Here is a 22,153-nt window from a genome sequence, read left to right as displayed (position 1 = left end):
TTATTGTTAAATTTGTAATTATTATTTTATTTTGATTTAAAATTCATTTATTGTTAAATTTATTTTGTTGTTTTATAAATATTAAATTCATATTGAAAATTTTTGTTGATATTTTTTATTATTTCAATTAAATTGGGTATATTAATGCTGATTATGTATTTTACATTCACTTCTTTTATGTCTTGTTTTATATTGCCAATCAATATGAATTCTATTTGTTTAAATAATGATGATTCTGATAATTTTTTTAAAAAAATGTGGTTGTTTCTCATTGAAAATATGATTGCTTTTGTTATTTTTGGGGTAATTAAGTTTTTTATGTGAGAAATATTTTTATCGTCTATGGTAGTAATATTTATATTATGATCTTGTGCAATTTTTTCTAAATATTTGGAATCTTCTTGATTTATTGTATGATCTCTTATGATTAATGAAGTTGTTAGATCTATTGAAGGATCATTAAATATAGAATTTATTGCTTTTTTTAATGAGAATTTAATTTCTGAGAGATAGAAGGTTTTGTTTTTTATTTGTTCAGTATTTAGTATTTCGTTATTTAGCTTATGTGTAAGTAGTATTTTTTCGATATTGTTTAGTTTTTCCTTAATATTTTCGATATCTTTTTCATTTATAAATAGTATATTTTCTTGGATAAATGGGGTATTTTTGATTTTAAAAAAATATTCTGTTGCATTTGAAAAAATTATGACATAGCTAAAATCTTTGTCTGTAATTTTATCTTTTGTGCAGCTGAGATATGAGATTAAGATTATTGTGATAAGTAAAATATTTATTTTATGTAACATTATTTTATACTTCCAATAGCTTTTTTGTTTAAGATTGTTATTCCTAATAATATTAGTGATATAGCTAGAGAGTATATTTGTTGGTTAATTAAAATAAATACTTTTAAAAGTGTGATAATTATTTCTAGGGTTAAGATAGGAATAAAAATTGCTTGATACCCATTTATATTTTGTGTTAAATGTAGTCGTATTCCTTTTTCACATATAATTGCTGTGAATATTAGTTCTAACATATGTATCAATGGTATTTTAATATATTCGTATGTACCAAAAACTTTGCTGTTTGTTATGAGGAGAGAAATATTTTTAGAAAAAACAAGTCCAAATGCAAAATATATTAAAAATATTGGATTGTTTCTTAATAATGAATTTGGGTTTAATGTGAAGAAAAATGTGAATATGAATAATGGAAAGATATAGTAGTAAATTTGTTCTTTAATGAATATTGAATATATTAAGTCAAATTTTGTTTGATAGTTTATGAGCAAATTTTTATATAGTATGAATTCTTCTATCAGATATAATGAAGAAAAAATAGTTGCTGCAAGCAATATTGACATTGCATATGTGTAGGTTTGTTTTATCAATTTTAATTGAGGATGTTTTATTTGCATGTATATTTTAAGGACCAAAGGTAAACTTACGATTAAAAATACATTCATAATAAGTAGATTTTACTTTTAAATTATTTATTAATCAATTGAATTTGTATTTTTTAGAATTTTGTGGTAATTCTTTTGTTATTGTATTTAATAGATCTGTGTTCGAATTTACTTTTTATGGAAGGTATATTAAAATTAGTTATTGATTAATACTGTTTGAGGAGTATGTATTTTTAGATGATAAATAGAAATTCCGGTAAGGATAGAGATAGGTCGAGGTCAGGTGATAAAGAATTGAGAATTAATCATAGAATTAAGGCTCGTGAAGTTAGGGTTATTTTTAATGATGGTACTCAATCTGTTTTGCCAATTGAAGATGCTATTAAATGTGCTAGAGATGTTGAGCTTGATTTGGTTGAAATTTCGCCAAATGCATTGCCTCCTGTTTGTAAAATAATTGATTATGGAAAGTACAAGTTTCATCAGGAAAAGCGTCAAAAAGAGCAAAGAAAAAATCAGAAGATAATTAAACTTAAAGAAGTTAGGATGCAACCCAAAATAGATACTCATGATCTTGATTTTAAGTATAAAAATATTTTAGGATTCCTCAAAGAAGGAAATAAGGTAAAAGTTACTATAAGATTTAGAGGACGAGAACTTGCTCATACTCATTTAGGATATGGGATTTTAGAGAGCATTCTTGAACGCGTAGGTGATTCTAATTATGTTTTAGAATCGCCAGCTAAGATGGAAGGGAAGACAATGTTCTTAATTATTGCACCTAAATCTAGGAAGTAATTGATAAGGAGATGTAGTATAAATGCCAAAAATGAAGACATGCAAAAGTGCAAGAAAAAGATATGCTTTTACTTCAAAGGGTAAAGTTAAATATAAAAAGCAAAATTTAAGACATATTTTAACAAAGAAATCTGCAAAGAGAAAGCGCAATTTAGGTAAGTCAGGTTTGGTTTCAAATGTTGAAGTTAAGAGAATTAAAACCTTATTGCCTTATGTTTAAATGTTGTTTTAGGAGATTATATGGCTAGAGTGAAAAATGGAATAGTTCATGTTGCAAGACGAAAAAGAATTTTAAAGAAAACCAAAGGTTTTTGGGGTACTAAAAAAAGTAATTATAAGAAAGCTAAAGATACTCTTCGTAAGGGTATGATGTATGCGACAAGAGATAGAAAGACTCGTAAAAGAGATTTAAGAAGTTTGTGGATTGTAAGAATTTCTGCTGCTTTGACGGGTATGGGAATAAATTATTCAAGATTTTTTGAGGGTTTGCGAAAACTTAATATTAAGCTTAATAGAAAAATCTTATCTAATTTGGCAATTGAAGATATTGAAAGTTTTAAAAAAATTGTTTATGAAATAAAAAATTAATAGTTTCCTGGGAAGTTTAATTATAGGGATTAGAGTTATTTTTTGCGACATCTCACTAAACTTTGGGGGGTTTAAGTATTTTTTTACGGATAGTTGCTATAGAGCACACTAAAAGTTAAGAATGAAAATCCCATCTTTGAAAATAGCGCTAAATAAAATATTTCTATGTTGGCTTCTTGGGATTTATTTAAAAGGGCTGGTATTGTGAAATTCATTTCTCTTGCTAATATAAAAAAAGAATGTAGTCACATATATTATAGAAGTGTGTATTTTGCTGATGCTTTTTATGAATATAATGGTCTTAAGGAAGTTAAACATGTAAAATTTATAATAGAAGTAACACCTTTAAATGAGAAACATGTTACTATTGAGTTTTTGGAGCCTCTCAATTATCCTGTTTTAAGTTTAATGGTTGCAATTAAAAGGCATGTCATTGAACTTAATACAAAAGGTGAACTTCCTTGATATTATCTTTTAAAAGAGAAGATGAGATGATAACTTTTTCTAAGTCTTTTTTTAATCCTTTACCTATTGGTAAAATATTGGCTCTTTATGGTGAGATAGGTGTTGGGAAGACGACTTTTTTAAAAGGTTTGGCTTTAAATCTTGGGATTTCTTCTTTTGTAAGTCCGACTTATAACATTATTAATGTTTATGAATTTGCAAATTTTAGATTTTATCATATTGATTTGTATCGTTTACATCTTTTAGATGAATTTGAGCTTATTGGTGGAATGGAACTTTTATTGGATATGTCATCTATAATAGCTATTGAATGGCCAGATATGGTTGTTGATATTTTACCTAAAGACAGATTGAGATTTTTAAAATTTAAAATTAAAGATGATAGTAGGATTTTGGAATTTGATAATGAATACTCTTGCAATTGAATATTCATATAAAAATTTATTGATTTATTTTCAAATTAATGAAGAAATTTTGTTTTTTATTATGAAAAAGAATGAAGTCAATAATGTTTTTAATGTGCCCAAATTATTTAATGATTTTATATTAGATAAAAATATTGATCTTGGTAATCTTGATTTACTTATTAATTCTTCTGGGCCTGGTTCTTTTACGGGATTAAGAATTAGTTTAAGTTTTATTAAGGGTCTTTCCTTAGGACTTTCAATTCCTTTTGTTAATATTCCTACCTTTGATGTTTGTGTAAGATTGTTTCATACAGAGTCGGATATTCTAGTTTTAAGTTTTACTGCAGGTAGATATTTTCTTGGGCATTATAGAGATTTTAAATTGTGTGGTAATATTGTTTGTTTTTCTGAAATAGACTTGTTGAAATATTTGAATGAACTTGACTGTAAATTTGTTATTGTGGGTAATGACATTGATTTTATTTATGAAAAATTTAAAAGTAGGTTTAGAGTTATTGATGATATGTGTGCTTTTGGTGCAGTTTTGACTGATCTTGGTAAGGCAAAGTACCTCAATAGTAGACAGGGTGATGATATTTTATCAGGACCTTGTTATGTAAGACCTAGTGATGCTGAAATTAATTTTTATTTGCTAAAATAATCAAATAATTTTTTAATTTTATGTATATTATTTTTATCTTGTAATATTGATTTTTTATTTTCTTCCTTAATGATATCGTAGATTTCAGATCTAAGTATTTTAATGTTTTCTGGGGCTTTTATTGCTATTTTTACACTATCTTTTTTTATTTCTAATATTGAAATTTCGATATTAGAGTCTATTTTAATGCTTTCATTTGCTTTTCTTGATAGTACTAACATATTTATTCCTTAAAGACTCTATATCTAAGATAATGTTCTTCATTAGTAGAGATGGCTTGTTTTCCAATTAATTTTTTTTTATTTAATATAATTGGAGCTTTGAGGTTTGCAGTTATTTCTTTATAATTCTTTACATGCATGTTGATGATACATAGTATTACCTTTTCGTTTTCATTTTCTGCTTGGATGTCTAACCAATCCTTGTTTTCTATGTTTGGTAAATATTTTTCTAAAAAGTTAAATGGGGATGTTACTAAAAAATTTATTTCTCCATTTATTGATTGCATTATAGAGAATGGCTTATGTGCAGAGTCTTTAATTATAAATTCTTTAATATCTTCAAATCCCAATATTCCTTCAGGAAATTTAACTTTTATACTAAATTTGTTTTTCATTTTATTTTAAGAAATCTAATAATGTTGTTTGCATTATTCTTGCAGAAACTCCTAAAGATACTTGATAAGCAAGACTTGTCATGTTAAGATCTGTGATTGCTTTTGTAACATCAAGATCGGTATATTGTACCATATCATCTTTCATATCCATTATTTCTTTGCTAAGTCTTGCATAACTTACTTCAAGTCTGTTTTCTTTAGTCCCAAGATCAGCTAATGTTGATAAAATTTTACTTAAACTTTCATCGATTTCTGCTAAATTTCTACTTCCTATAAGTCCTTCTCTATTTTCTTCTAAATTATCTCTTAGGTCGATTAAACTATCAAAAATTGTTCTATTTCTAATCTCAGCGTTGTTTGCTATGTTGTAAGGGGGTTCTTTGGAATCGTTATTTTGATTTAAAATACCAAGATCTGTTAGTACTGTTGACCCTTCTTCTTCTGTTATCCACATTTGATGAGGTGTTGTTGTGTTAATTATTATTGAATTTAATATATTGTCAAGAGAGGCTTCCACTGGAGCAGATGATTCATTGATTTTGGCGATAATGTCAGCAGCAGTATCTCCTGCTGTTAATACTATTTCAACATTATCAATATAAATTTTTGTGTTTTCTTGTACAACGAAATTATCAACATTTTTTGATGATGTTATATATTGATTTTGTGAAAAAAATAGCTCACTTCCAGGGTAGTTTGTTGAGATATAAATTCCATTACATATTTCGGTTGTTTGTTCTGATTGATTTCCATTATAGTCTATTTTTATTATTTGAGTTTCTGCTCTATCTTGAGTTAATTTATTAATTTTCTTTGCTCTAGTTGCTTTGAATGCTTCAGCATCGACTTTCGTTCCTGCAAACATGCTATATCCGTCTGCTCCTTTTGCATTTGCTATTGCAAGGACATCTTCAAGTATTGCATTTATTTCTTTTGCTATTATTTTTTTATCATCAGTACCATATGTACCATTTGCTCCTTTAATAGCTATTTCTTTTGCTCGGGTTAAAATATTAGATAGGGATTGCAAGTATCCTTCTACATATCTTAATTTGCCCCTAGCATTGTTGATATTATGAGAATAGGTATTAAGTTTAAATATGTTACTGTCTAATCTTATTGAATGAGTGACACCGGTTGGATCGTTTCTCAGGTTTGTAATTCGTTTACCACCTTGGTATAAACTTTCTAAAAGTTTTGTTATTTTTACTTCTTTGTTTGTTGAAGATGATTTTAAGTTATCATATGTTAAAGGATGACTTACTCTGTTGATCATATATTATACTCCCATTTTGTTTATTATTGTGTCTATTAATTCTGCAGAAATATTGATGAATTTACTTGCAGCAATAAATGATTGTTGAAATTCTATCATATTTGCTAATTCTTCATCTTTATTTACACCAGATATTGATAATCTTAAATCGGTTAAATTTTTAAGTATTTGTTCTTGACTATTTTTTGTAATTTCTGCAATTTGTCCTTTTATTGCAATATTTGAAGCTGTATTTACAAAATAGTCGTTGAGTGTTGAGTTTTTCTCAATCATGATTTGTGAATTAACAAAAGATGCAATACGTAATGCTGCTTTATTGTCACCAATAGGAGTATTATTTGTTGGGGTTTGAATACCCGATGCAATTTTTGATGGATCTTCTGCAATTACTTTAGATATTCTAATCCATGCTGATGGATTTTTTAGAGGAGATATTGAATATCTAGTTGTGTTTGTTAATTGGTCAGTGGTATTAATGTTTTGATAGTTATAAGCACCTTCAATTCCTGATGCATTTAATATACCCGTATAATTTGTTAAGAATAATCCAGAATCTTCAATATGTTTGATTCTAAAAATGGTACTGTCTTTATCTTCTTCTTTAACTGCCTTAATTTCAAATTTTTTGTTTTCATTAATTCTTGCAGTGACTTGTGCATCGGAATTGTTTATTTTATCTATTACATCTTTAACAGTATCTGTTGCATTATATGGTATTTCTATAAAATCATTTTTATTTATTGCTTGAAATCTGAGTATTCCTGCAAATCCTAATTTTTCTTTTGGGGAAATTTCATTTGTACTATTTACTTTAAATATATGAACAGAATCAAATTGTCCATCTCCATTGCTATCATATCTTCCACGATCGTCAGTTAATTTGTATTCTTGTTCAAAGAAGATTCTTCCATTTTGTTTGTCAAGGCCATATCCTGATATGTGAACCTCATTTACAAGTTCTGCAATATTGATTGCTATATTGTCTAATTCATTAATTTCATTTTTAATTTCATTATCCCTTATATTAATAAGAGCTCCTAGTTTTCCTGTATTGATATTGGCAGTTTCTCGATTATTCCACAAAATATTCCATTTTGTCTTTGTGGGACCATTTGCTGCTTCTAATATAAGTTCGTTTGCTATTGTACCTTGAATTAGATGTTTTCCTTCTATATGAATTAAAAATTCATTAGGATCCCTTTTATTTTCTATAGAGATACTAATTAAATTGCTTAGTTTATCAATTATTAAATCTCGTTCATCCATTAAATCATTTGGATGACCTTTCATTGCGATTGCTTTTGCTATTTGTTTATTGAGATCACTGATATTTCTGAGATAATTATTAATCTCTTCAGTAGTGATTTTGATTTCGTCATTTGCCATTGTGTATATTCGTTCAAGAGAATGAAATCTGCTTGTTATTACTTCTACAAAAGCTTGTCCACGTTCTAATATAATATTTCTTTCTGCTAATCCTTGTGGTTGTTTTGATAAATCCTGCCAACTTGCCCAAAAATCGTTTAATCTTTTTCTCATTGATTGTTCTTCTGGTTCGTTATATACATTTTCTAGCAGAGAAATAAATCTATCTTTTAAGTTCCAATATCCAAGGTGATGTGATTCTTCGGCTATTTTTATGTCCAATAATTCGTCTCTTATTCGTTCTATAGATTGAACCATTATTCCTTGTCCTAATTGCCCAGCTTTATTTGCTCTATTTAATTGAGGAGCATATATTGGCATTTCGGTTTTCATTATAATTCTTTGCCTTGAGTATCCTGGCTTTGTTGCATTAGTTAAATTATGTCCAACTGTGTTCATAGCATCTTTGTGTGCAAATAAACTTTTTTTTCCAATTTCTATTCCTGAAAATGTTGAATCCATTTTACACTCCTTGATTATTTAAAGTTTTTTGTTTATTAATACGGATGCTTCATTTGGCGTTCCGTTTTTTGGTCCATAGGGGTTTTTATAAGTGATATTATCTACAGTCTCTTGAGCATCTTGAAAGATTGAGTCTAACATATCAAGGGATGTTTCTACATAACTTGATATTAGATGATTTAAATTTTGGATATTTAATGTTCCTATTTTTAATCTATGAAAGTAATTATGTATTTCTTTTTTATAAGTTGAGCATAATTTTTCTATGGCCATGTAAGTTGATTCAAATTGTTCATTTTGTGTAAATTCTTTCCAAATTTTATCTCTCTTTTGTTCTACATCTTTAAATTCTTGTAGGTAAATATTTGTTTTGTCTATTGATTCTTTCAACATCATTGCATTTTTTTCATCAAGATATTTTTTTATATTTAAATACATGCTATATATTTTTTCTATTAAAAAGGTTTCTTCTTCTAATGTGTTTTTTAGTTCAGTTTCTAATTTAATTTCCATTTCTTTAAAGTAAATTATAAGTGAAATTTATGATATTTACAAATTTGCAATATTGTTGTTTTTATTATTTTGTACTTTTGTTTTTTATTTTATTTTTTGATTTTTGTTATTTATGCTATGTTATAATTTTTATAATCTATGAGCAGGCTTTTTCAGAAAGAAGATGATATTGTTGCACTTGCTACACCTTTTTTTAGTAGTGCTTTATGTGTAATTCGTAGTAGTGGAGTTTCTGCAATTGAAAAATTTTCTACAATGTTCTCAGATCCGAGTAAATTGCTTGAGGCATCTGGGCACACTATTCATTATGGATATATTTTAGATAACGAAACTAAAGAAAAATTGGATGAAGTTGTTGTTTGTCTTTATAGAGCGCCAAAAAGTTTTACAGGTCAGGATTCAATAGAAGTGATGGCTCATGGTTCTCTTATTGGTATAAGGAGAATTATAGACTTTTTTTTGAAAGTAGGTTTTCGAATGGCTGAGCCTGGTGAATTTACCCTTCGTTCTTTCTTGGCAGGGAAACTTGATCTTACTAAAGCAGAGGCTATAAATGAATTAATTTCTGCTAAGACTAGGCAAGTACATGCTCTTGCTGTTAATAAACTTTCAGGTTCTTTGTTTGATAAGATAGATTTGATTAAAAAAGATATTTTAAATTTTCTTTCAGCCATTAGTGTTTATCTTGATTATGAGACAGATGATAATGAAGTTGTTATTCCTGTTGATATTATTTTAAAAAGTAAATCTGAACTTGAAAGGCTAATTGATTCTTATGATACTGCAAGAAAATTGGAGAATGGTGTTACATTAGTGTTGGCTGGTTCTGTTAATGTTGGTAAATCTTCTCTTTTTAATTTGTTATTAAAAGAAGATAGGGCTATCGTGTCTTCTTATGCTGGTACTACACGAGATTATATTCAAGCAAGTTTTGAATTTGATGGTATTTTGTTTAACGTATTTGATACAGCAGGGCTTAGAGAAACTAGTGATTTTGTTGAACAGTTGGGTATAGTGAGAAGTAATTCTTTGATTAAGGAAGCATCTTTGATTTTTTATGTTGTTGATTTAAGTGGCAAATTAACGGATGATGATTTGAAGTTTATTGATGCTTATAAGGAAGATTCTAGAGTGCTTTTTGTTTTAAATAAAGTGGATTTAGAGCAAAATAATCAAACAGTTGAATTTTTTAATTCTAATGATATAGTTTCATTAAACACAGTAAAAATTAGTACTAAAACTTTATTTGGTATAAATTCCCTTTATGATAGGATAAGGTCATTTATAGCTGTTGATTATATGAAGACTAGTGATTATGATATTGTAATATCATCAACTCGTCAGGCAGCACTTTTAAAGAGGGCTTATGCTTTAATTATTGAGTTGTTAAGCAAAATAGAACAAAATATAAGTTATGATATGTTGGCATTTGATGTTTACGAAGTGGTTAATGTTTTAGGGGAAATAACGGGTGAGGTTACTAGTGATGATGTGCTTAACAATATGTTTAAGAATTTTTGTTTAGGAAAATAGGTATGGATTTTGATGCTATTGTTATTGGAGGAGGGCATGCTGGTATTGAAGCATCTCTGGCACTTGCAAGATTAAATTTTAAAACAATTTTGATTACTCAAAATTTAGATACAGTAGGTAAACTATCTTGTAATCCTGCTATTGGTGGGCTTGCTAAGGGAAATATGGTGAGGGAAATTGATGCTCTTGGTGGAGAGATGGGATGTTTAGTTGATTTTAGTATGATTCAATTTCGCATTTTAAATAAAAGTAAGGGTCCTGCTGTACAAGCACCTCGTGCACAAGCTGATAAATTAGTATATCAGATTAAAGCAAAGGAAACATTAGAGATGCAGAATAATCTTGAACTTTTTCAAGATACTGTTAGTGATTTTTTACTTAATCCTATGAAAAATAAGATTGAAGGTGTCGTTACAGAAAGGGGTAATAAATTTACATCGCGTGTTGTAGTGCTTACAACGGGAACTTTTCTTAGAGGTAAAATATTCATAGGTGAATACAAGGCTTATATGGGAAGGATTTCTGAGCCAGCTGCTTTTGGTCTTGAGAAAATTTTGCTTGAACTTGGATTTGAAATGGGTAGACTTAAGACAGGTACTCCTGCAAGGGTTCATAGGAGAAGTATTAATTTTGCAAAAACAGAAATTCAGTTTGGAGATTCTGATATCATTCCTTTTTCTTTTTCAAATACTAAAATAGATAAGACTCAACTTTCTTGTTATGTTACTTATACTAATAAAAAGACTCATGAGATAATTAGTGAAAATATGCATCTCTCTCCACTTTATTCTGGGGAAATTGTTGGGAATGGTCCAAGATATTGTCCTTCTATTGAAGATAAAATTGTTAAATTTAAAGATAAAGATAAGCATCAAATTTTTATTGAGCCTGAGGGGATTAATACTCAAGAGATGTATCTTAATGGTTTAAGTTCATCTTTACCTGAGGATGTTCAAAAAAGATTAATTAATAGCATTGATGGACTTGAGGATGCAGTAATTACAAGATCAGGATATGCTGTTGAGTATGATTATATTAATCCCATTGAATTATATGCAAGCCTTGAGACTAAAAGGGTTGAAGGACTTTTTGTTGCAGGACAAACTAATGGATCATCTGGATATGAAGAAGCTGCAGCTCAAGGTTTGATGGCTGGAATTAATGCAGCACTTAAATTACAAAAAAAAGAGCCAATGATACTGCCAAGGACTAGTTCTTATATTGGTGTTTTAATTGACGATCTTGTTACTAAGGGTACAAAAGAGCCTTATCGAATGTTTACTTCAAGAGCTGAACATAGACTTAATTTGAGGCATGATACTAGTGATAAAAGATTGATTAAATGGGGGTATGAAGTTGGATTGGTTAGTGAGGAGAAATATTCTAGGTATTTTTTTAAGGAAAAGCAAATTGAGGAAATTAAAGAACTTTTGAGGCATAGACGTCTTAAAGAGAAAGAGGCTAGTAGTTTTGAATTAAAAAGGCATATTAATAAAGATTTTTATCATATTGTGAAAGATCCATATATTAATTTAAAGGATCTTGTTAATATTGATCCTAAGTTAAATGCTTCAAAAGTAATTCTTGAACAAGTTGAATTAGACATTAAATATGAAGGCTACATTAATAGGCAAAAAGATTTGATTAGAAAAATGAATAATCTTGAACTTATTAAATTGCCACTTGATTTTAATTATGAGATTGATGGTCTCTCTAGAGAGGCTAGAGAAAAATTTGTTAAAATTCAACCAGCTAATCTTGCTCAGGCAAGTAGGGTTTCTGGGGTTAGGAATACTGATATTCAAGTTTTGCTTATATATTTTTCAAACCCTAAAAATAAAGTAGTACTTAATTTAGATTTATGATGACTAATTTTAAATTTGCTTTGAAAAATTTGAAAGTGAATTTTACTTCAGAAAATATTGATAAATTGAGATTTTATATAGAGAAAGTTTTATTATTTAGTGATAGGTTTAATTTGGTGTCAAATAATGTTCGAAACTTTGATGCAATGCTTTTACATGCTTTAGATTCTGTTTCTGGATTGCCTATTGTTAAAGATAAAAATCTACGACAAGTACTTGATGTTGGCAGTGGAGCTGGATTTCCTGGAATTGTTTTAGCCCTTTTTGATCGTTGTAGAAAATATGTTCTTCTTGAGCGTAGTAATAAAAAAGCCATTTTTTTAAAAATGATTAGTTTGGAACTTGGTTTAGAGAATGTGGAGGTTTTAGAGCATAATGTTGAGGAGGAACAAAATAAATATGAATTTATTACAATCAGGGCTTTTGGAGATATAAGAAAATATGCAAATATTTTAGGCTCAATTTTGAAATCTGGTGGTTTAATTATGGCTTATAAAGGGAAATTTGATAAGGTTGAATTTGAAATGAGTTATGTTAAAAATTTATTTGATAAAGTAGAAATAAAATCATCAGAAGTGATTTCTGATAAAGAGAGATATTTCCTTTTACTTTATGATTATAAATGTTAATTTTATTTCTAGGTTTTTAGTTTATATTTTGTTTTTTGTAGCAAGGAAATTTAGTACGATAGGAGTGGTATGAAAAATAGTTTTCAAATAGATTCTGAAGTAGAGAATGCATTAAGTTTAATAAATAAATTTAGAAGGGAAGTTGCAAGTAGAATTCTTGGGCAGCGAGAAATGGTTGATGCTATTTTGATGGGAATCTTGACAGAAGGTCATGTTTTACTTGAAGGTGTGCCGGGACTTGCTAAGACATTGACTATTCAGACAGTTTCAGACGTTCTTGATCTTGAATTTAAAAGAGTACAATTTACTCCAGATCTTTTGCCTTCTGATCTTACGGGTAATATGATATATAAGAGTACTACGGGAACTTTTAAAGTTAGAAAGGGTCCAATATTTTCAAATATTGTCTTAGCAGATGAAATTAATAGGGCTCCTGCGAAAGTTCAATCTGCACTTCTTGAGGCAATGAGTGAACGTCAAGTAACTCTTGGTGATGAGACACATAAGTTACCCGATCCGTTTTTTGTTCTTGCAACACAAAATCCAATTGAGCAGGAAGGAACTTATAATTTGCCAGAAGCGCAACTTGACAGATTTTTGTTGAAGGTGAATGTGAAATATCCATCTATTCAAGATGAAATTAAGCTTCTTAAAATATTTTCAGTTGATGGTGGACTTGAAAATATTAAAGTTGCAAAAATAATGAATGCTTATTCTTTAGCAGATCTTAGAAGGATAATTGGTAAGGTAAAGGTAGATGATAAAATAATGCTTTATATTGTGACCTTAATAGCAGCTTCTCGTGAAAATGATAAAAAAACCTATCCATTTACTAAGTATATTGAATTTGGAGCATCTCCCAGAGCTTCACTGAGTTTGCTAAAGTGTGCTCGTGTTAATGCTCTTTATGAAGGACGTTTGTTTGTTCTTCCAGAAGATGTGAAGGCTGTAGCTTATAATGTATTAAGGCATAGAATTACTCCTTCTTATGAGGCAGAAGTTGAAGAAATGAATACTGATGATATTATTAAGATACTTCTCTCAGCGGTTGCTCTTCCTTAGGATTTAATTGGATATGCAATATAGTAGTGAATCAAGTGCTAGTACTAAAACGAAAATAAAGGCTTTAAAATTTTTTTCTAGAAAAATGCTCTTAGAGCTTAATTTTGGTGGATATCGTTCTATTTTTAAAGGTCTTGGGCTTGAATTTCATGAGTTTAGACCATATGAAGAAACAGATGATGCTAGATTGATTGATTGGAACGTTAGTTCGAAAACAGATAATATATTTTCAAAGGTTTTTAGAGAAGATAAGGGAATAAATTTACATTTACTTGTTGATAATTCTCTTTCTATGAGTTTGGGAAGTATAACAAGTAAAAAAGAAATACAGGATTTATTGGTTTCTATCTTTGCTCATATGGCATTTTTTAATAATGATAAAATAGGTATGACTTTTTTTTCTAGCAAAACAGATAAATTTATTTCATCTAGAAAGGGATATTCGCATTTAGGATTAATTTTAAATGAGACAATTAATAGACAGTTAAAGAGGGGCAGTAATTTAACATATGTATTTAAAAATACAGCAGAGTATTATAAGAAAAGATCTTTAATTATTATCATTTCAGATTTTAAAGCCAGTGATTATTTTAAATCTTTAACAGTTCTCAGTAAACGTCATAATATTATTGCGATAAGACTTACAGATTTTTTTGATGAGAATCTTCCTCAATATGGAGTTTTAACCTATGAAGATATTGAAACACGTGAGGATTTTTTAGTTTCAGGGTTTAGTAAGAAGATATTAAATAGTTATAAGAATTATTGGACATTAGATAAAATAAAATGGCGGAAAGAATGCATAAAAAGGAATATTAATTTTATAGAAATTGACACAAGAGATGATGTTTTTAAAAAATTAAAGGTGCTTTTGAAAAAGGAGAATGGTATTTGAAAAATATGATTTTCCTTGCAACTTTCTTTCTTTTATTTCTTTATTTTAATTTATTTTCTTATGAAATACAAAATGAGATGTTTATTCCAACTCGTTATTATGTGGGAGATACTGTTGAGTTTAAATTTTCTTTAATTCTTGATGATGATGAAAAATTTATTCCTATCGCGTTTGAATCAATTAAAAATGAATTTGTTGAGATTGATAAGATATTATACAGACCTGAAAGTGGAGAGATAATAATATATTTTGTTTCATTTTATATAGGAAGTAATACGCTTCCTCATATTTATGTTGGAGATATTATTAGAAGTGATAAAACTTTTAAGTTGATTCTTAATAATATTAAAATCAATACTAGTACATTAGTTGCAGATGATGATTCTCTTAAGATTCAAGATATAGAAGGAGTGCTTTTTCTTCCAGGTACCAGTACATATTTTGTTATTTTTATTTTGGCTTTTATATTGATTCCATATCTTTTTATTAAGTTTTTGAAACTTATAAAGCAATTATTAGTATTTCTAATCATAAAGCATAATTTAAGAAGGCCTTATAGAGTATTTCAAAAACAATTGAGTATTTTAGATAATTATATTAAAAGCGAAGAAAAACAGAATGTTTTTTATAATTTATTAAATTCGTCTTTAAGAGTTTATTTGTCTAAAAAAACAGGTTTTAATTTTAATGCGATTACTACTACTGAAATTTCTGAGATTTTACAAAGTCTTAATGTGCCCCATGAAATTCGTTCAACTTTTGTTAATATGCTTAGACTTTCCGATTTTAGCAAATTTAGTGGAATTAATTTATCGGGGGATAATTTATCGCTTGTTTTAAATGATTTAAAAAAGGCGGCTTTTAATTTTGAAGAATTTAATAGAGGTGATAATGTTAACATTTAATGAGCCTTTGTATTTGTTTTTACTTTTGGGATTGCCATTAATAATTTATTTTAGCCATTTTTTTAATCGTAGAGGTGGGAAAGTTAGATTTCCGATATCTATTTATGGAAATTTTGGTTCTATAAAATTAAGAGATTATGTACTAAATTTATTGTATTTTGTTACTTATACTTTTTTTTATTTAGCTATAATAGTTATGATCTTAACCTTAGCAGGGCCTTCTATATCAAGAAAGAAAATGACATATCTTAGTAGTGGAGCTGATATTGTTATTGTGTTAGATATATCTCCTAGTATGGGTGCTATTGAATTTTCATCAAAAAATAGACTTGATTTTGCAAAAGAATTGATTGAATATTTTGTATATCAAAGAGAAAATGACAATATTGGTTTAGTAGCTTTTGCAAAGGAGGCATCATTAATAGTGCCACTTACAATTGATAGGGATTTTTTTTCTAAGAAGTTAGATGATATTTATATTATGGATCTTGGAAATGGATCTGCTTTGGGACTTGGTATTTCTATTGCTCTTTCTCATTTAAAGCATTCTGAAGCACCTAAAAAATCAGTCATTGTTTTAACAGATGGTGTGGTTAATTCAGATGAAGTTTATAAAGATCAAGTAATAAATCTTGCTCAGGGATTAAATGTGAAAATTTATTCTGTTGGAATTGGTAGTGATGAGGAACTTAATGTTGGTTTTAAATTGAGATCTGGTAAATTTTATCAGGGAGTTTTGAAGGAAGTATATGATCCTAGCATGCTTTTTGAAATTTCAAATAAAACAGGAGGACTTTTTTATTCTGTTGGTGATGATTTTTCATTTAAACTTGCAATTCAAGATTTTTCGAAAAAAGAAAATGTAGAGAGAAAAGTTAAAATATCAGTTGATAATAATGATGTTTATAATGAATTTTTATTGGTAATATTTTTTTTATTAATTCTTTATTTTGTTTTTTCAAGGATTATTTTAAAAGAGGTGTTATGAGCATAGGCAATTATTATGCTTTTTACTTGTTTATAGTTTTATTTATAGTTTTGTTTGTGTATGTTTATGATTTTAGAAAGGCACTTCCATTTTTTAAAGCCTTAAGTCTTATGCATGTTAATAGTGCTTATGTTAAAAATTATTACATAAAGAAAATACTTATGATTTTCTTTTTTGTGTTGAGTTTTGGTTTTTTGATTTTATCAATTTTAGATGTTTCTTGGGGACAAAAGGCTACTGAGGATGAGAGAGTAAATTTAAGAATATCTTTTGTTGTTGATATTTCGCGTAGTATGTTAACTTTTGATGAGGGAAAATCTATTAATAGGCTTGAGAGTGCTAAAAATTTAATTAGTTTAATTTTAAATAGTTTTGAAAATGTTGAGTATTCACTTACTATTTTTAAGGGTAAATCTTTATTGGTTTTGCCTTTTTCTAAAGATAAGTCCAGTTTATATAAGATGTTAAATTATATTGAACCTAACTTAATAAGTTCTCCCGGTAGTTTTTTAGGTGATGGGGTTTTGAGTGCTATACAAGGAATCAAAGATAGTTCTTATTATAATTTTTTGGTAGTTTTGACAGATGGTGATGAATGGGGTGAGAATAATTATTATACTTTTTCTAAATTAATTGATGTACGTAATATTGTAAGTTTTGTAATTGGAATTGGAAGCAATAGACCACTGCCTTTGGTTGATAATCATGTGAATGTGAAAGATAAGAATGATAGTGTGATGACTTTCATGCTTAATGAGGATAACTTGTATCTTTTAACATTTTCTATTAAGGGTTCTTATTATAATTTATACCTGAAAGGTACTAATTATGTTATTAATGAGATAAGGAATGATATAATAAAAAAAAGTTCAAGTAATATTTTATTAATTGGCATTTTAAGATACAAGCTTTTTTTAGCTGTTTCTTTTTTATTTATGATGTTGTATATATTTGTTAAGGTTATTAAATGGGACGATACTTTTTAATTTATTTATTAATAAGTTTTATATGTGCATTTTGTTTATCTTGTTCAAATGTTAAAGCTATGTCTCTTATGGCCATTGGTAATTATAGGTATATTAGAGGTGATTATCAGAGTGCAATTTCTACCTATTATAATCTTGTAGATGATAATAAGAGTGCTGCATGGGGTTATTATAATCTTGGAATTGTATATTATTCTTTGGGAGAGTATGAAAGCTCTCTTCGGATGTTTTCGTATGCAAGAAGAGATGATGATTTTTTTTTGAATTTTAATATAAGTTATAATGAGGGGATAATATATTACAATCAGGGACTTTATCGAAAAGCAGAAGTGGCATTTAAAGAAGCTTTAAAGATTAATCCTGCAAGTTATAATGCTAAGTATAATCTTGAACTTGCAATAATTAAAAAAAGGACTATGCCAGGAAATTTAAATAATTTAAGTATTAGTAAGAGTCAAAATTTTATTGAAAATAATGAAAATTTTTTGAGGTATATTGAAAATCTTGAGAGGGTTTTATGGGTAATGCGGGCAGACGAGCAAATTGTTTCTTTGCAAGAAGATTGGTAATATTTTTAATTTTATTTCTAGTACATTTAAAAATTTATTCTTTATCTGGTACTGATTATTTAATATCTTCCAAGATTGTTAAAGGTTCTAAGATTATTCATATTATTAGGTTAAATTTATCTCAGGATATTGATAAAAAATTATTGAAATTTGACATCAATAAAGATATAAACGAGAATGCTAAAATTGCCTTAATATCTAGAGTTATTGATGGAAATAATTTTATTATAGAGATAAAAATTGAATATGTTTTTGATAAATTGGGATTTGTCAAGATTCCTCCATTGAAAGTTATTTATAATGATGATGTTTATTTGACCTCAGAGTTTGAAGTGGTCATTTTAAGGGAAGATGAATTTCGTTCTTTGGGATTGCCAGTTGGTTTATATTGGGATTTTAATAAAAAAGAAATTTATGAGTATCAGAGTGTTGGATTTGTTTTGCGTTCTAATTGGCTTTTAAATAATAATGTTAAGTCTGTTGCTAGTTTTTTTAATGCTGTTAAAGATGCAATGATTGATAGAACTCCGATATTTGAAAATATTAATTATAGGACTTTTCATAGTAAAGAAATTTTGGATGTTCCTCTTTATAATTTTATTTTAACTCCTCTTAGGGGATCAAAAGTTGTTGTTATTCCCAGTGTTTCTTTTAATATAAGTGAGGATATTATGCGCATGAGTCCTGAAATTTCTTTAAAAATTAAATCAATACCAGAGGAGGTAAAATCTTTAGCTGTTGGTGTTTTTAAAATTGACTATGATTTTCCCAATGCTACGTCTATTACTCAAGATGCTTTTACTATTTTAATAAAAATTACAGGACAAGGAAATCTGCCTCATATTCGCTTTCCAGAAATTGAAACCTATAATTCTAGAATTATTTATAATAAAAAGAATTATAATTTTGAACCTTCAAAAGATGGTTATAAAGGTAGCATATCTAATGTATATACTATTAAGCCAGATAATAAGGGTAATTTATTTGTAAACATTGGTGATTTTGTATATTTAGATCCTGATGATGATAAAGTTTATAGACTGAATGGTAAACGACTAAAATATGAATATTATGGAGAGTTTAAAAAAAATAACTCTAATCAAGAATTATTATTAGATTTTAATTTACTCTCATATTATGATATTTTAAAATACAAAAATAAAACCTTTTTGTTTTTCGTTCCCATTTATTATTTGATTTTGATACCAGGAATTTTATTTTCTTTAGCTATGTTTATTAAACATAAAAAATTTTTTATTGCTTCTGGTTGTGGTTTGATTGTTTTAATATTAACCCTTGCTGTTAGTCTTAATGCTATAAATGATGGTTTTCTATCAGAAGATAATATCAATGATTTAATAAATGATTATAGATCTAGTAATTATAGTGATGCTCTTAATAAAATTGATAATATTATTAAAAGAAATTCGAGTTATTCAGGACTTTGGTTAAATAGAGCTCTTATTTTAAGTAAGATGGATAGATCGTTTGATGCAATTTATTCGGCTTATAAGGCATTTTTTACTTCTCCAAATAATGATATCTTTTATAAGATTATTGATTTTATTGAAACTAAAAATGGCATTAATGAAAATATTAGGAATAATAGTTTTGTTTTTTCTAATATATTTTTTATTATTAGCTTAATTTTAATAACCATTTTAATAGTAGTTGTTTCTTATAGATTTTATGCAAAAAATTTAAAGAGAATTATTTTATTTTTGCTTTTATCTATGACATGCTTTACATTATTTCAAACATATTATTTTTATCTTGAGCAACAATCTGAAATTGGAATTATTAGAGGTGATTTAGTTTCCCTTTATAAGGTTCCTGATAATTTTTCAAGAAGTTGGAAATTTTTAAAAGGCAATATAAGTGTTTATCTTCTTGATAAAAAAGATGACTTTGTTCTAATTCAGACAAGCCATGGACTTAAGGGATGGATTCATAAAAATTTTATTGTATCTGTTAAAGATGATTTAATATGAAATGAAATAAATTTTTGAATTTCAGTTTTTTATTACATAAAAAATTATTTTTCTCTGTATACTATTCTTCCTTTTGTAAGATCATAAGGTGATAGTTCAACTTTGACTTTATCTCCAGGAACTATTTTAATAAAATGTTTTCTCATTTTTCCAGATAGGTGAGCTAGGACTAAATGTCCATTTTTAAGTTCTACTCTAAACATTGTATTTGGAAGAGATTCTTTAACAATACCTTCGGTTTCAATAGCTTCTTCTTTTGTATTCAAAATGCCTCCTTATTATTTGTGTAACAGAATCAATTGTACACAATTAGTAATATCATTGCAATTATTTTCTTATTAAAAATTAATGCACTAGTTTACATTATAGGGGATTGTTTATATAATTACACGGAGTTTTTTAAAAATTGTAATTTATTATAGGGAGGTAATATCATGCAGAAAAGCAATTTTGAGCATGAATTTGTTGAAAAAATGCAAACTCTTCTTTTAGAATTAAAAAAAGAAATATTAAATTCTATAAGATCTGTTGAAGATAGTAAAAGAGAAATTATTAATAATGATATGCATCTAAAAGATATAGTAGATATTGCATTTGATAATATGGATGGTAATAATCTTGAGGCTTTAAGTTCAGTTGAAAAAAAGAAACTTAATTTAATAAATCAAGCTCTTTATCGGATTTCTCACAATATTTATGGGCATTGTTTAGCTTGTGATAAAGATATTGCACAAGAAAGGTTAGAGGCTATTCCTTATGCATTTTTATGTATAAGTTGTCAAACTAAAAAGGAAAAAAAGAGCAGAAGGTCAATTTAGTATTTAATTGTTTAGAATTGTAATTTCTACTCTTCGATTTTTTGATGCTAAAGGAGATGAGCTTACATACTTAGGTTTTTTAGCACCCCATCCTTTAAAAAATATTTGGTTTTTGTTCTTTACTTTCATTTTTAATAAATAGTTTCCGATTGTATGAGCTCTTTTTTCAGACAATTCTTGCATTTCTTGTTCTGTTCCAAACTTTGCTGTGTGTCCCTCTATTAGAATGTTATTGTCTTGAAATTTTTCTAGTAAATTGGCTATGTGTTTTAATTTATTATGTTCTTTTCTAATGATTTGAAATGAATCAGGATAGAATTCAATGTCTAAGCTTAATTTAATGCCATTTTTATTTTTTTCTATTTCTATAGAATCTATTTGTTCTCTTTTAATATATTCCTTAATTTCATTCTCTATTGTGTTATCATTTGGTAATTCAATGGAGATTATTTTTCCAGATGAGGTTCCAATCATTTTGATATTATTGTTTCCGTTTTTCATTTGAAATTCATATGTGTCATGATATTTATATATATTTCCCAATTTTGAATCAAAGTATATTTTTTGGTTGACTTTTTGAGAGAATAATATGTTTTTTACATTATATTTAGATTCATAATTTGAATAAATTATATCGTAATATTTTCCATCTATTTTTTCTTTGCCTTTATATGTATAACTTACATTGAATTTTGTAATAAAATCTTTTATTCCTTTTACAATTTCAGATGCTTGTATGTATTCTTCTGCTGGATATGTCCATGTTTCATTTACTCTTATAGGTGTTTTTGGAAATTGTGGAATACCTCTAACAGAAGGTCTTTTTTGATTATGATTAATTTTGTATTCACCCTGTTTGTTTATGCTAAAATTTCCTTCAAGTTCTTCTTTTAGTAAATAAACATCGCTCTCATCATTTCTTTCGAGTACTCTGAAATAAGATTTTATATTTGCAAAATTATTTTTTATATCTTTTATTTCACTTGATACTTGAATGTTTGTTTTTGTTTCGGAGTTAAATATTCCATTTAGATAAATTTTTTGCTGATCTGTGGTTTCTATTCTAAATTTAGTGCCTTTGGTGTATTTAAATTCTAATATTTCAGAGGAAAATGTTATAGTTTTGATTAAAAATAGTAATGTTATGGTCTTAATATGCATTTAACGAATTATATCATAGTTTAGATTATGTTTTTCAATCTTTCATTAAATCTTTTTAATAATGCTTTGTGTGTTTTGTGTTTTAGTTATAATGATAGTATGCATATAGTTGTTTTAACTTTTTAATTAAAT

The 22,153-nt window shown here is 27.3% G+C and carries 26 protein-coding genes; 17 read left to right on the top strand and 9 right to left on the bottom strand.

All coding sequences use genetic code 11. The features are described 5' to 3' along the window. Positions 1-59: 59 nt before the first annotated feature. Both BRE_RS00965 and BRE_RS05965 read right to left on the bottom strand, forming a co-directional pair. Positions 60-806 carry a hypothetical protein gene (locus tag BRE_RS00965; protein WP_012538721.1) on the bottom strand — a complete coding sequence of 249 codons (747 nt, stop codon included), beginning with the start codon at positions 804-806 and terminating at the stop codon, positions 60-62. After that, positions 806-1,468: a hypothetical protein gene (locus BRE_RS05965; protein WP_012538720.1), complete on the bottom strand. Its 663-nt coding sequence runs from the start codon at positions 1,466-1,468 to the stop codon at positions 806-808. Before BRE_RS05965 ends, BRE_RS00965 begins: the two co-directional genes overlap by 1 nt. A 177-nt stretch (positions 1,469-1,645) precedes the next feature. Here BRE_RS05965 and infC point away from each other — a divergent pair, with 177 nt between their 5' ends. The 6 genes from infC to BRE_RS00935 all read left to right on the top strand — a co-directional run bounded on the left by infC (position 1,646) and on the right by BRE_RS00935 (position 4,327). After that, a complete protein-coding gene (infC, locus tag BRE_RS00960) occupies positions 1,646-2,206 on the top strand; it encodes a translation initiation factor IF-3 (RefSeq protein ID WP_012537957.1) in 561 nt (186 codons plus the stop codon). 22 nt (positions 2,207-2,228) lie between these two features. Then, positions 2,229-2,426, top strand: coding sequence for a 50S ribosomal protein L35 (gene rpmI / locus BRE_RS00955; RefSeq protein WP_012537956.1), 198 nt, complete (start codon positions 2,229-2,231; stop codon positions 2,424-2,426). Positions 2,427-2,446: 20 nt separating this feature from the next. Further along, positions 2,447-2,794 carry a 50S ribosomal protein L20 gene (rplT, locus tag BRE_RS00950; RefSeq protein WP_012537955.1) on the top strand — a complete coding sequence of 116 codons (348 nt, stop codon included), beginning with the start codon at positions 2,447-2,449 and terminating at the stop codon, positions 2,792-2,794. A 204-nt stretch (positions 2,795-2,998) separates the two neighbouring features. Next, a complete protein-coding gene (locus BRE_RS00945) occupies positions 2,999-3,259 on the top strand; it encodes a hypothetical protein (RefSeq protein WP_038366737.1) in 261 nt (86 codons plus the stop codon). Next, the gene (gene tsaE, locus BRE_RS00940) at positions 3,256-3,684 is read left to right on the top strand and encodes a tRNA (adenosine(37)-N6)-threonylcarbamoyltransferase complex ATPase subunit type 1 TsaE (protein WP_012538719.1); all 429 of its coding nucleotides are present in this window, start codon (positions 3,256-3,258) and stop codon (positions 3,682-3,684) included. The genes BRE_RS00945 and tsaE overlap by 4 nt, the downstream gene beginning before the upstream one ends. Then, entirely contained in the window at positions 3,638-4,327 is a 690-nt protein-coding gene (locus BRE_RS00935; RefSeq protein WP_012538718.1) for a tRNA threonylcarbamoyladenosine biosynthesis protein TsaB, read from the top strand. Before tsaE ends, BRE_RS00935 begins: the two co-directional genes overlap by 47 nt. Here BRE_RS00935 and csrA read toward each other — a convergent pair. From csrA to BRE_RS00910, 5 genes are read right to left on the bottom strand one after another with little or no spacing between them, the layout of a single operon-like run. Further along, the gene (gene csrA / locus BRE_RS00930) at positions 4,312-4,548 is read right to left on the bottom strand and encodes a carbon storage regulator CsrA (RefSeq protein WP_012537951.1); all 237 of its coding nucleotides are present in this window, start codon (positions 4,546-4,548) and stop codon (positions 4,312-4,314) included. The genes BRE_RS00935 and csrA overlap by 16 nt on opposite strands. Before the next feature lie 2 nt (positions 4,549-4,550). Continuing rightward, positions 4,551-4,943, bottom strand: a complete 393-nt coding sequence (gene fliW / locus BRE_RS00925; protein WP_012537950.1) for a flagellar assembly protein FliW — start codon at positions 4,941-4,943, stop codon at positions 4,551-4,553. 1 nt (position 4,944) lies between these two features. Further along, positions 4,945-6,219, bottom strand: a complete 1,275-nt coding sequence (locus BRE_RS00920; RefSeq protein WP_012538717.1) for a flagellar hook-associated protein 3 — start codon at positions 6,217-6,219, stop codon at positions 4,945-4,947. A gap of 3 nt (positions 6,220-6,222) precedes the next feature. Next, positions 6,223-8,106 carry a flagellar hook-associated protein FlgK gene (gene flgK, locus BRE_RS00915; protein ID WP_012538716.1) on the bottom strand — a complete coding sequence of 628 codons (1,884 nt, stop codon included), beginning with the start codon at positions 8,104-8,106 and terminating at the stop codon, positions 6,223-6,225. Between the two features lie 18 nt (positions 8,107-8,124). Next, entirely contained in the window at positions 8,125-8,619 is a 495-nt protein-coding gene (locus BRE_RS00910) for a flagellar export chaperone FlgN (protein WP_012538715.1), read from the bottom strand. A gap of 138 nt (positions 8,620-8,757) precedes the next feature. Here BRE_RS00910 and mnmE point away from each other — a divergent pair, with 138 nt between their 5' ends. From mnmE to BRE_RS00860, 10 genes are all read left to right on the top strand, one after another. Next, complete coding sequence (gene mnmE / locus BRE_RS00905; RefSeq protein ID WP_012538714.1) at positions 8,758-10,152, top strand: tRNA uridine-5-carboxymethylaminomethyl(34) synthesis GTPase MnmE; 1,395 nt, start codon at positions 8,758-8,760, stop codon at positions 10,150-10,152. A 2-nt stretch (positions 10,153-10,154) separates the two neighbouring features. After that, positions 10,155-12,017, top strand: coding sequence for a tRNA uridine-5-carboxymethylaminomethyl(34) synthesis enzyme MnmG (gene mnmG, locus BRE_RS00900; RefSeq protein WP_041178089.1), 1,863 nt, complete (start codon positions 10,155-10,157; stop codon positions 12,015-12,017). Next, positions 12,014-12,646 carry a 16S rRNA (guanine(527)-N(7))-methyltransferase RsmG gene (rsmG, locus tag BRE_RS00895; RefSeq protein WP_012538712.1) on the top strand — a complete coding sequence of 211 codons (633 nt, stop codon included), beginning with the start codon at positions 12,014-12,016 and terminating at the stop codon, positions 12,644-12,646. Before mnmG ends, rsmG begins: the two co-directional genes overlap by 4 nt. A 69-nt stretch (positions 12,647-12,715) precedes the next feature. Further along, on the top strand, positions 12,716-13,708 hold the full coding sequence (locus tag BRE_RS00890) for an AAA family ATPase (protein ID WP_012537943.1): 993 nt from the start codon (positions 12,716-12,718) through the stop codon (positions 13,706-13,708). A gap of 13 nt (positions 13,709-13,721) precedes the next feature. Continuing rightward, on the top strand, positions 13,722-14,603 hold the full coding sequence (locus BRE_RS00885; RefSeq protein ID WP_014696066.1) for a DUF58 domain-containing protein: 882 nt from the start codon (positions 13,722-13,724) through the stop codon (positions 14,601-14,603). 5 nt (positions 14,604-14,608) lie between these two features. Next, the gene (locus BRE_RS00880) at positions 14,609-15,508 is read left to right on the top strand and encodes a hypothetical protein (protein ID WP_041178181.1); all 900 of its coding nucleotides are present in this window, start codon (positions 14,609-14,611) and stop codon (positions 15,506-15,508) included. Continuing rightward, positions 15,495-16,496 carry a vWA domain-containing protein gene (locus tag BRE_RS00875; RefSeq protein WP_041178088.1) on the top strand — a complete coding sequence of 334 codons (1,002 nt, stop codon included), beginning with the start codon at positions 15,495-15,497 and terminating at the stop codon, positions 16,494-16,496. The genes BRE_RS00880 and BRE_RS00875 overlap by 14 nt, the downstream gene beginning before the upstream one ends. Then, the gene (locus BRE_RS00870) at positions 16,493-17,482 is read left to right on the top strand and encodes a VWA domain-containing protein (RefSeq protein WP_012538709.1); all 990 of its coding nucleotides are present in this window, start codon (positions 16,493-16,495) and stop codon (positions 17,480-17,482) included. Before BRE_RS00875 ends, BRE_RS00870 begins: the two co-directional genes overlap by 4 nt. Beyond that, a complete protein-coding gene (locus BRE_RS00865) occupies positions 17,464-18,051 on the top strand; it encodes a tetratricopeptide repeat protein (protein WP_012538708.1) in 588 nt (195 codons plus the stop codon). Before BRE_RS00870 ends, BRE_RS00865 begins: the two co-directional genes overlap by 19 nt. After that, positions 18,000-20,042, top strand: coding sequence for an SH3 domain-containing protein (locus tag BRE_RS00860; RefSeq protein ID WP_012538707.1), 2,043 nt, complete (start codon positions 18,000-18,002; stop codon positions 20,040-20,042). The genes BRE_RS00865 and BRE_RS00860 overlap by 52 nt, the downstream gene beginning before the upstream one ends. Before the next feature lie 44 nt (positions 20,043-20,086). Here BRE_RS00860 and infA read toward each other — a convergent pair whose 3' ends face one another. After that, the gene (gene infA / locus BRE_RS00855; protein WP_012537936.1) at positions 20,087-20,308 is read right to left on the bottom strand and encodes a translation initiation factor IF-1; all 222 of its coding nucleotides are present in this window, start codon (positions 20,306-20,308) and stop codon (positions 20,087-20,089) included. A 168-nt stretch (positions 20,309-20,476) separates the two neighbouring features. On the opposite strand from infA, the gene BRE_RS00850 reads away from it, so the two are divergent. Beyond that, positions 20,477-20,860 (top strand): TraR/DksA family transcriptional regulator, encoded by a 384-nt coding sequence (locus BRE_RS00850; protein WP_012537935.1) that lies wholly within the window; start codon positions 20,477-20,479, stop codon positions 20,858-20,860. A 3-nt stretch (positions 20,861-20,863) separates the two neighbouring features. Here the strand turns inward: BRE_RS00850 and BRE_RS00845 are convergent, their stop codons facing one another. Beyond that, complete coding sequence (locus BRE_RS00845) at positions 20,864-22,021, bottom strand: OmpA family protein (protein WP_012538706.1); 1,158 nt, start codon at positions 22,019-22,021, stop codon at positions 20,864-20,866. Positions 22,022-22,153 lie beyond the last annotated feature (132 nt).

Source organism: Borrelia recurrentis A1, assembly GCF_000019705.1.
Lineage (GTDB): Bacteria > Spirochaetota > Spirochaetia > Borreliales > Borreliaceae > Borrelia > Borrelia duttonii.
This window is presented reverse-complemented; position numbering and strand designations above follow the sequence as displayed.